The organism is Aquabacterium sp. (genome assembly GCF_034003525.1).
Taxonomy (GTDB): domain Bacteria; phylum Pseudomonadota; class Gammaproteobacteria; order Burkholderiales; family Burkholderiaceae_C; genus Aquabacterium.
In genome coordinates this window covers 76,475-86,701 of the sequence record NZ_JAVEYN010000017.1, presented here as the reverse complement: position 1 = coordinate 86,701, position 10,227 = coordinate 76,475, and the positions used below count along the sequence as shown (strand labels likewise).

The window sequence follows — 10,227 nt, the reverse complement described above, 5'->3', positions numbered from 1 at the left end:
GCTGCAACGCCTGCCCACGCACAAGGCCAGTCAGATTAGCGAGTTGCTGCCGCATCGCTGGGTGCCCGCGAGAAGCTGAATCCGGCGTGTTGACTGCGCGTCAACATGTGTTCGCCGGACGCATACGGTCGAACGCATCCTGCGCAACCTGATCTCCAACGCCATCCGCTACACCGAAGACGGTGGCGTGCTCGTCAGCTGCCGCCCGCGGGGTGATCACCTCTGCCTGCAAGTCTGGGACAGTGGCCTGGGCATCCTGCCCAAGGAGCAAGAGCGCATCTTCGAAGAGTTCTACCAGACCCAGAGCAAGCGTCCGCTGGAGCCCCACCACCGCAAGGGCCTGGGGCTGGGCCTGGCCATCGTCAAACGCCTGGCCAAACTCATGGATGCCCCCTTGACCCTGCGCTCCCGCGTGGGTCATGGCACCGTCTTCACGCTGCTGCTGCCCGTCGGCAAAGCCGTACGCGCCCCCATGGCCGACACCCCGCCACGGGCCCGCCCCCCGCTCACCCTCGACCGCCGCCACATCGTGGTGGTCGAAGACGAACCGGCCGTGGCCGAAGGCCTGGAAATCCTGCTCAAAGGCTGGGGCGCCACCGTCAGCGCTTTCGACACACTCGACGCCGTGGCGGCGTGGGCCGCTCACACCGAGGTGCGACCGGATCTGCTCATCGCCGACTATCGCCTGCCCGAGCAGCGCACCGGCATCGAGGTCATCCACCTCATGCGAGCGCATTTCGGCGCTGACCTCCCGGTCATCATGGTCACCGGCAGCACCATGAGCGGCCACGAAAACGAAGCCCGCAGCGAAGACTTCCACCTGCTGCTCAAGCCGGTGATCCCCACCCGCCTGCGGGCCCTGATCGCCTTCAAGCTCGGGCAGCGCTGACCCCGGTCATCCGCCAGGGATCGGCACACCCGTCCGCTGGGTCGCCAACCCCGAGCTCAGCTCCCACACAGGGCGCGACGCGCCTCGGCGTACTCCGCCTTCAAGCGCGCAACCAGCTCGGCCGCCGGCAGCACCTGCTTGACGGCGCCAATACCCTGCCCCGAACCCCAGATGTCCTTCCAGGCCTTGGCCCGCTTGGCATCACGATCGCTGCCAAACGTCATCTCGCTGGGATCGCCCTCGCCCAGGTTCTCCGGGTCCAGCCCTGCGTTGACGATCGAGCCGCGCAGGTAATTGCCATGCACGCCGGTGAACTTGCTGCTGTACACCACATCGGCACTGCTGCTGTCCACGATCATCTGCTTGTAGGCCTCGGCCGCGCGTGCCTCGTCGGTGGCAATGAAGGCCGAGCCGATGTAGGCGAAATCCGCCCCCATCGCCTGCGCCGCCAGGATCGAGCGGCCATGCGCGATCGAACCAGACAGAGCCAGCGGGCCATCAAACCACTCGCGGATTTCCTGCACCAGCGCAAATGGACTGGTCGTCCCGGCATGACCACCGGCGCCGGCCGCCACCGCGATCAGGCCATCGGCGCCCTTCTCGATCGCCTTGCGTGCAAACCGGTTATTGATGATGTCGTGCATCACCACCCCGCCCCAGCCGTGCACCGCCTGGTTCACGTCCTCACGCGCACCCAGGGACGTGATCACGATGGGCACCTTGTACTTCTCGCACAGGGCCATGTCGTGCTCCAAGCGGTCGTTGCTCTTGTGCACGATCTGGTTGATGGCAAAGGGCGCCGCCGGTTGATCCGGATGCGCCTTGTCCCACGCGGCCAGCGTCTCGGTGATCTCGGCCAGCCAGTCTTCCAGCTGCTCGGCCGGGCGCGCATTGAGCGCCGGCATCGAGCCCACCACGCCCGCCTGGCACTGCGCGATCACCAGCTTGGGGTTGCTGATGATGAACAGCGGCGAGGCAATCACCGGAAAGGGCACACGCTTCAGAACATCGGGCAAAGCCATGAAATCTCCTCAACAAATGAAAATGCCCTCACCGGTCAGGACCGAATGAGGGCATCGGATGTGTCGTTCAATCCCTCAGGGTGATTGTCCGACAACTCAACGCGTCAACGCTCAGAACGCTTCAAGCGGCATGGCGGTCACGCTCTCACCACCGTGGAGGATGGTGTCACGCAGCGAAGCCACGCGAGCCAGGATGTGGTCGCCGTAGAAACGGGCCGTGGCGATCTTGGCCTTCATGAAGTCGGCATCCTCACCGGCGGCCAGTTTGTCTTCGGCAATGATCAGCGAGCGGGCCATCTGCCAGCCGGACACCAGGTTGGCGGTCAGCATCAGGTAAGGCACCGAACCGGCGAACACGGCGTTCGGCTTGCTCTTGACGTTGGCCAGCACAAAGTCGACCACCTGCAGGAAGGACTCGCGAGCGGCCTTCAACTGGGTTGCCAGCTTCTTGCCGGCAGCGCTGTCGCGGCCAGCCAGCTGGCCTTCCAGATCGGCGATCTGAGCGGCAATGGCCTTGGCCACGGCACCACCGTCACGGGCGGTCTTGCGGCCCACCAGGTCGTTGGCCTGGATGGCGGTCGTGCCTTCGTAGATCGGCAGGATGCGCGAATCGCGGTAGTACTGAGCGGCACCGGTTTCTTCGATGAAGCCCATGCCACCGTGCACCTGCACACCCAGCGAGGTCACTTCCACCGAGTTCTCGGTCGAGAAGCCCTTGATCAGCGGCACCAGGAATTCATAGAAAGCCTGCGCCTTCTTGGCTTCCTCGGCGTTGGGATTGTGGTGCGCATTGTCGTACGCAGCCGCACCCACCAGGGCCATGGCACGAGCGCCTTCGATCAGGGCGCGCATGGTCATCAGCATACGCTGCACATCAGGGTGATGGATGATGGCCACGGACTCCTTGGCCGAACCGTCCACTGGACGCGACTGCACGCGATCCTTGGCATAGGCCACGGCGTGCTGGTAAGCGCGCTCGGACACGGCGATACCCTGCAGACCCACGTCGTAGCGAGCGGCGTTCATCATGATGAACATGTATTCCAGGCCGCGGTTTTCTTCGCCCACCAGGTAACCGATGGCGCCCGGGCCCACTTCGCCCTTGTCGTCACCGTAAACCAGCACCGCGGTCGGCGAGGCCTTGATGCCCAGCTTCTCTTCGATGGAGGCGCAGTACACGTCGTTGCGCTGGCCCAGCGAACCGTCGGCGTTGACCATGAACTTCGGCACCACGAACAGCGAGATGCCCTTCACGCCTTCAGGCGCATCGGGGGTACGTGCCAGCACCAGGTGAACGATGTTCTCCACCATGTCGTGCTCACCGTAGGTGATGAAGATCTTCTGGCCAGAGATGCGGTAGGTGCCGTCGTCTTGCTTGACGGCCTTGGAGCGCACCAGCGCCAAGTCCGAACCGGCTTGCGGCTCGGTCAGGTTCATCGTGCCCGTCCACTTGCCCGACACCATGTTCGGGATGTAGCGGGTCTTGAGCTCGTCGCTGCCCGCGGTCAGCAGGGCCTCGATGGCGCCACCAGTCAAGATGGAGCACAGCGAGAAGCTCAGGTTGGCCGCCATGGTCTGCTCGACGCAAGCCGCACCGATGATCTTGGGCAGGCCCTGGCCGCCGTACTCCAGCGGTTGACCCAGACCTTGCCAGCCACCTTCGGCCAGCGCGGCGTAGGCTTCCTTGAAGCCCTTGGAGGCACGCACCACACCGTTGTCCCACGAACCGTGGTCCTGGTCACCGGACCAGTTCAGAGGCGCGACCACGCCTTCGTTGAACTTGGCCGACTCTTCCAGCACAGCCTGAGCGGTTTCATAGCCAGCGTCTTCAAAACCGGGGATGGTGGCAACCTGATCGATGCCAGCCAGCTCCTTCATGCAGAAGAGCTGGTCTTTGACGGGAGCGCGAAAACTCATGTTGTTCTCCGATAAACGAAAAGGGGCGCCTCGAAAGACGCCCCAGATGGCTCAATGATGCAGACCTGCGCCTGCCATCTGGACCAGATTACAGAGCCTTGACCAGCTCGGGGACAGCCACAAACAGGTCAGCTTCCAGACCGAAGTCGGCCACCTGGAAGATGGGGGCTTCCGGATCCTTGTTGATGGCCACGATGACCTTGGAATCCTTCATGCCGGCCAAGTGCTGGATGGCGCCCGAGATACCGCAGGCGATGTACAGCTCAGGAGCCACGATCTTGCCGGTCTGACCAACTTGCAGGTCGTTCGGAGCGTAGCCAGCGTCCACGGCAGCGCGCGAAGCACCGATGGCGGCGCCCAGCTTGTCAGCCAGCGGAGGCAGCACTTCGTTGAACTTCTCCGACGAGCCCAGGGCACGGCCACCCGACACGATGATCTTGGCGGCGGTCAGTTCAGGACGCTCGGACTTGGTCACTTCGCGACCGACGAACGACGACTTGCCCGAATCGCCGACAGCAGCGATGGTTTCCACGGCAGCGGCACCACCGGTGGTGGCAGCAGCGTCGAAAGCGGTACCGCGCACGGTCAGCACCTTGACGGCGTCGGCCGATTGCACGGTGGCAATGGCGTTGCCGGCGTAGATGGGACGCTCGAAGGTGTCGCCCGAAACCACCTTGGTGATTTCAGAGATCTGGGCCACGTCCAGCTTGGCAGCCACGCGGGGAGCCACGTTCTTGCCCGAAGCGGTGGCGGGGAACAGGATGTGGCTGTAGCCCGAAGCCACGGCCAGCACTTGCTCGGCCACGTTCTCAGCCAGGCCATCGGCCAGTTGAGCGCCGTCAGCGTGCAGGACCTTGGAAACGCCAGCGATTTGAGCAGCGGCAGCGGCAGCGGCACCAGCGTTGGCACCGGCCACCAGCACCACCACGTCGCCACCGAGGGCCTTGGCGGCGGTCACCACATTGAGGGTGGCACCCTTGATGCTGTTGTTGTCGTGTTCAGCAATAACGAGAGCGGTCATGGGTTATCTCCTCAGATCACTTTGGCGACGTTCTTGAGCTTGTCGACCAAGGTCGCCACGTCGGCCACCTTGATGCCAGCAGAACGCTTGGCCGGCTCGGCCACGCTCAGGGTCTTGATACGGGGGGCCACGTCCACACCCAGGTCAGCCGGCTTCACGGTGTCCAGGGGCTTCTTCTTGGCCTTCATGATGTTGGGCAGCGTCACGTAGCGAGGCTCGTTCAGACGCAGGTCGGTGGTGACCACGGCCGGCAGGCTCAGGGACACGGTTTCCAGACCACCGTCGACTTCGCGGGTCACGCTGACCTTGTCGCCTGCGACTTCCACCTTGGAAGCGAACGTGCCTTGGGGCAGACCTGCCAGGGCAGCCAGCATCTGGCCAGTCTGGTTGGAGTCGTCGTCAATGGCTTGCTTGCCCAGGATGATCAGCTGAGGCTGTTCCTTGTCGACCAGCGCCTTCAGCACCTTGGCCACGGCCAGGGGCTGCACTTCGGCGTCGGTTTCCACCAGGATGCCGCGGTCGGCACCGATGGCCATGGCGGTGCGCAGGGTTTCCTGGCACTGGGCCGGGCCCACGGAGACAGCGATGATCTCGGTGACCACGCCCTTTTCCTTCAGGCGGGTGGCTTCTTCAACGGCGATTTCGTCGAAGGGGTTCATGGACATCTTGACGTTGGCGATGTCGACACCAGAGCCGTCAGACTTCACGCGAACTTTCACGTTGTAGTCCACAACCCGCTTGACCGGAACCAGAACCTTCATGAGTTGTTCTCCTGCGTCATGAGGAAGTTGAGAAAAAATTTGCCGCGCCGAAAAAAGCACGATCGTTCGATTCTAGCGTGACTTCGAGGTCCGTGAACCCCCTAAGCTCGCAAAAGACAGACAATACGCGAGTTCGCAGTCAAAGCAGTCCCCAAGAAGACCGATTTTTTGCGCCATGTCAGCCCGCCCCCCCGCCTCAGACGCCGTCACCTCCCCCGTCCAGCAAGGGCTTCATCGACGCATCGGTGTCTTCGACTCGGGACTGGGTGGCCTGTCGGTGCTGCGCGCGCTGCACCAGTACCTGCCGCTGGCCGACATGTTGTATGTGGCCGACTCCGGCCATGCCCCTTACGGGGAAAAGGACACAACCGAGATCATCGCGCGCAGTGAGTACATCACCGACTTCCTGCTGGCGCAAGGGGCGCAGGCCATCGTGATCGCATGCAATACGGCGACAGCCGCGGCCGCACAACAGTTGCGCGCGCGCTGGCCGAACGTGCCCATTGTTGGGGTGGAGCCCGGCGTGAAACCCGCGGTAGCCCACTCCCCCAGTGGGCGGATCGGCGTGCTGGCCACCCCTGGCACCCTGTCCAGCCCAAAGTTTCAGCACCTGGTCGAGCGGCACGGGCGCCATGCGGAGATCACCTTGCAGGCCTGTCCAGGCCTGGCCAAAGAGATCGAGGGCGGTGAGCTGGACACGCCACGCTTGCGCGAGCTGGTCACGCAATTTGCGCGGCCGCTGCAAGAAGCCCACAGCGACACCATCGTGCTGGGCTGTACGCACTACCCTTTCGTGCGCCCCCTGTTCGAGCAAGTGCTGGGACCCGAAGTGCGCATCATCGACACCTCCGATGCGGTAGCGCGCCATGTGGCCCACCTCGTGACCGAGCTGCCAGCCTGCACGCCGCAGAGCGCGGGTGGCCACATCCGCTTCTGGAGCAGCGGCAACCCCGCCCTGCTGAGTCGGGTCGTGCAACGCTGGTTCAATCTGAAGACCGAGGCGCAGGCCCTGCCCTGAGGCTGCCGGCCTGTTGACGCCATGACCTGAGCGCGACGCGCTGTAGCCTCACTGCGGGGTGACGCCCAAAACAAAAAGGGAGTCTGTGACAACAGACTCCCTTTGGGAATGTGGAGCGGGATAAGAGACTCGAACTCTCGACCTATACCTTGGCAAGGTATCGCTCTACCAACTGAGCTAATCCCGCATGTGTTGCTGTGATCGCAACGCTCGCTTGACTTGCGTCTTGATCGATTTGGCGTGTCGATCAGCGAAGACCTTAATTATGCCTTGATTTTGCACTCTTTCGCAAGAGTGTTGCGTACTGCCATCAACACCATCAGCCACGCCGGCTCACCTTACACTTGCCGCCACAGCCCTGGTGGTGAAATCGGTAGACACAGCGGACTTAAAATCCGCCGACGCCAAAACGTCGTGCCCGTTCGAGTCGGGTCCGGGGCACCAATCTCGCATTCCGACACACTCGGAACTCACGGGCACCGCTTGGCCTGGGAAGGTCAGCGTCATCCAGCACATCCATCAGCACACAGCGGCAGGCACCACCGCCCAGACTCGCCCCTGCCAGTCGGGCACATCCACTGCGGCCGAACCTGTTCGCCCGCCGAGCGCCCAAGCAAAAAGGGAGTCCACTTTCATGGACTCCCTTTGAATTGGAGCGGGATAAGAGACTCGAACTCTCGACCTATACCTTGGCAAGGTATCGCTCTACCAACTGAGCTAATCCCGCATATTCACTATGCTGCTTTCAGGCTGGTGAGCCTGAAGGCTTGACTGGAGGCGCGGCCCGGAGTCGAACCGGGCTCAACGGATTTGCAATCCGACGCATAACCGCTTTGCTACCGCGCCAACATCTCGAAATTTGGAGCGGGATAAGAGACTCGAACTCTCGACCTATACCTTGGCAAGGTATCGCTCTACCAACTGAGCTAATCCCGCATGTTGCGCGCTGCCAGACACGTCCGTCAGCTTGCAGCCTTCGCTTTAACAGATGCTCTAACGTTGCCGTTTGCTTTGCTGCTTTGATCACGTTTGGCGCGTGATCAGCGAAGAACTGAACTATAGCGCGTTTTTGGCCTTTTCGTCAACGCCACCCAAACTTTTTCAATGTTTGAGCAGGTCGTTGCTGGCAGGCGACGCAGGCGCAGCACCCGCCGCTTCCGGCTTGGCTTCGACCTTGGCCTCCTCGTCCGGCAAGGCCTCGGGCTGGCGCACCAGCGCCACTTCCAGCACCTTGTCGATCCACTTGACCGGCACGATCTCGATCTGGCTCTTGACGTTCTCGGGGATCTCGGCGAGGTCCTTGACGTTCTCTTCCGGAATCAGCACCGTCTTGATGCCACCGCGGTGAGCCGCCAGCAACTTCTCCTTCAAACCACCGATGGCCGTGACCTCACCACGCAGGGTGATTTCACCCGTCATGGCCACGTCAGCGCGCACCGGGATGCCGGTCAGCGCCGACACGAAGGCCGTCGTCATCGCCGCACCTGCGCTCGGGCCATCCTTCGGGGTGGCGCCATCGGGCACGTGGATGTGGATGTCGCGCTTTTCGAACAGCTCGTCCTTGATGCCCAGGCGTGCCGCGCGGCTGCGCACCACGGTACGGGCGGCCTCGACCGACTCCTTCATCACATCGCCCAACTGGCCGGTGCGGATGATGTTGCCCTTGCCAGGCATCACGGCGGCTTCGATGGTCAGCAGATCACCGCCCACCTCGGTCCAGGCCAGGCCCACGACCTGACCAATTTGGTTGTCCTTGGTCGCTTCGCCGTAGCTGTACTTGCGCACGCCCAGGAAGTCGTTGAGGTTCTCGTCGGTCACCACCACCTTCTCGGTGTACTGCTTGAGCGCCACGCCCTTGACCACCTTGCGACAGATCTTGGAGACCTCGCGTTCCAGCGAACGCACACCGGCTTCGCGGGTGTAGTAACGGATGATGCCGCGGATGGCGCTTTCAGCGACTTCCAGCTCAGCTTCCTTCACGCCGTTGTTCTTCAGTTGCTTGGGCAACAGATAGGTCTGAACGATGTGCACCTTCTCGTCTTCGGTGTAACCGGCCAGGCGAATCACTTCCATCCGGTCCAACAGCGCCGGCGGGATGTTCAGCGAATTCGAGGTGGCCACGAACATCACGTCCGACAGGTCGAAGTCGAGCTCGATGTAGTGATCGCCGAAGGTGTGGTTCTGCTCGGGGTCGAGCACTTCCAGCAGCGCCGAAGACGGATCGCCACGGAAGTCCATGCCCAGCTTGTCGATCTCGTCGAGCAGGAACAGCGGGTTGCGCACCCCGACCTTGCTCAGGCTCTGCAGCACCTTGCCCGGCATAGAGCCGATGTAGGTGCGGCGGTGACCACGGATCTCGGCCTCGTCACGCACGCCACCCAGGGCCATGCGCACGAACTTGCGGCCGGTCGCACGGGCGATCGATTGCCCCAGCGAGGTCTTGCCGACGCCCGGAGGCCCAACCAGACACAGGATGGGCGCCTTGACCTTGTCCACGCGTTGCTGGACAGCAAGATACTCAAGGATGCGTTCCTTGACCTTGTCGAGGCCGTAGTGCTCTTCGTTGAGCACGTGCTCGGCATTGGTCAGGTCGTGCTTGACCTTGGACTTCTTGCTCCAGGGCAGGTTGCACAGGGTCTCGATGTAGTTGCGCACCACGGTGGCTTCAGCCGACATGGGCGACATCAGCTTGAGCTTCTTGAGCTCGGCGTCGGCCTTCTTGCGCGCTTCCTTGGGCATGCGCGCGGCCTCGACCTTCTTGGTCAGCTCTTCGAAGTCGGCGCCCTCTTCACCCTCGCCCAGCTCCTTCTGGATGGCCTTGACCTGCTCGTTCAGGTAGTACTCGCGCTGCGACTTCTCCATCTGGCGCTTGACGCGGCCACGGATGCGCTTTTCGACTTGCAGGATGTCGACTTCGTGTTCGAGCTGCTCGAGCAGCTTTTCCAGGCGTTGCGAGACCGAGAACAGGTCCAGCACCGATTGCTTGGCTTCGAGCTTGAGCGGCAGGTGGGCGGCGATGGTGTCAGCCAGACGGCCGGCGTCATCGATGCCGGAGATCGAGGTGAGGATCTCGGGCGGGATCTTCTTGTTGAGCTTGACGTACTGGTCAAACTGCTGGGTGACCGCACGGCGCAGGGCCTCCACCTCGGGGGTGACGTCACCCTCGGGCTGAATGGGCTCCACTTCAGCCATGAAAAACTCACCACTGTCGTCGATCGACTTGGTGTTGGCACGCTGCACGCCTTCGACCAGCACCTTGACGGTGCCGTCGGGCAGCTTCAGCAGTTGCAGGATGCTGGAGACGCAGCCGATGTCGAACATGTCGTCCGACTTGGGCTCGTCCTTGCCAGCGGCTTTCTGGGCCACCAGCATGATCTGACGGCCAGCTTCCATCGCGGCTTCCAGGGCCTTGATGGACTTGGGGCGCCCCACAAACAGCGGGATCACCATGTGTGGGAAGACCACGACATCGCGCAGCGGCAGCAGCGGCAGCGTGATGGGGTCCGAGGGAAGAATGGGGTGTCCAGACATATAGGGCTCACTTTCTCTGATGCCCACTTGGGGCCTCATCGACAAAACACAAGGGCACCGCGAAAACC

7 protein-coding genes and 5 tRNA genes are annotated in these 10,227 nt (G+C 62.7%); 3 read left to right on the top strand and 9 right to left on the bottom strand.

The window, feature by feature from the left end; translation table 11 throughout:
• Positions 1-79: 79 nt before the first annotated feature.
• Positions 80-889, top strand: coding sequence for a hybrid sensor histidine kinase/response regulator (locus RBT42_RS11310; RefSeq protein ID WP_320365140.1), 810 nt, complete (start codon positions 80-82; stop codon positions 887-889).
• 56 nt (positions 890-945) lie between these two features.
• On the opposite strand, the gene RBT42_RS11305 is transcribed toward RBT42_RS11310, so the two are convergent.
• The 4 genes from RBT42_RS11305 to RBT42_RS11290 form a co-directional block, all read right to left on the bottom strand.
• Entirely contained in the window at positions 946-1,911 is a 966-nt protein-coding gene (locus tag RBT42_RS11305) for a nitronate monooxygenase family protein (RefSeq protein WP_320365134.1), read from the bottom strand.
• 111 nt (positions 1,912-2,022) lie between these two features.
• Positions 2,023-3,828: an acyl-CoA dehydrogenase gene (locus tag RBT42_RS11300; RefSeq protein WP_320365132.1), complete on the bottom strand. Its 1,806-nt coding sequence runs from the start codon at positions 3,826-3,828 to the stop codon at positions 2,023-2,025.
• Between the two features lie 88 nt (positions 3,829-3,916).
• On the bottom strand, positions 3,917-4,849 hold the full coding sequence (locus RBT42_RS11295) for an electron transfer flavoprotein subunit alpha/FixB family protein (protein WP_320365131.1): 933 nt from the start codon (positions 4,847-4,849) through the stop codon (positions 3,917-3,919).
• An 11-nt stretch (positions 4,850-4,860) separates the two neighbouring features.
• Positions 4,861-5,610: an electron transfer flavoprotein subunit beta/FixA family protein gene (locus tag RBT42_RS11290; protein ID WP_320365130.1), complete on the bottom strand. Its 750-nt coding sequence runs from the start codon at positions 5,608-5,610 to the stop codon at positions 4,861-4,863.
• Positions 5,611-5,785: 175 nt separating this feature from the next.
• Between RBT42_RS11290 and murI the strand changes: the two genes are divergently transcribed.
• Positions 5,786-6,628 carry a glutamate racemase gene (gene murI / locus RBT42_RS11285; protein WP_320365129.1) on the top strand — a complete coding sequence of 281 codons (843 nt, stop codon included), beginning with the start codon at positions 5,786-5,788 and terminating at the stop codon, positions 6,626-6,628.
• A 111-nt stretch (positions 6,629-6,739) separates the two neighbouring features.
• On the opposite strand, the gene RBT42_RS11280 is transcribed toward murI, so the two are convergent.
• A tRNA-Gly gene (locus tag RBT42_RS11280) sits at positions 6,740-6,815 on the bottom strand.
• A gap of 168 nt (positions 6,816-6,983) precedes the next feature.
• On the opposite strand from RBT42_RS11280, the gene RBT42_RS11275 reads away from it, so the two are divergent.
• A tRNA-Leu gene (locus tag RBT42_RS11275) sits at positions 6,984-7,072 on the top strand.
• Positions 7,073-7,279: 207 nt separating this feature from the next.
• On the opposite strand, the gene RBT42_RS11270 is transcribed toward RBT42_RS11275, so the two are convergent.
• The 4 genes from RBT42_RS11270 to lon form a co-directional block, all read right to left on the bottom strand.
• Positions 7,280-7,355, bottom strand: a tRNA-Gly gene (locus RBT42_RS11270).
• Positions 7,356-7,400: 45 nt separating this feature from the next.
• Positions 7,401-7,474: transfer RNA gene (locus tag RBT42_RS11265), tRNA-Cys, on the bottom strand.
• A gap of 14 nt (positions 7,475-7,488) precedes the next feature.
• Positions 7,489-7,564, bottom strand: a tRNA-Gly gene (locus tag RBT42_RS11260).
• A 165-nt stretch (positions 7,565-7,729) separates the two neighbouring features.
• Positions 7,730-10,159: an endopeptidase La gene (gene lon / locus RBT42_RS11255; protein WP_320365128.1), complete on the bottom strand. Its 2,430-nt coding sequence runs from the start codon at positions 10,157-10,159 to the stop codon at positions 7,730-7,732.
• Positions 10,160-10,227 lie beyond the last annotated feature (68 nt).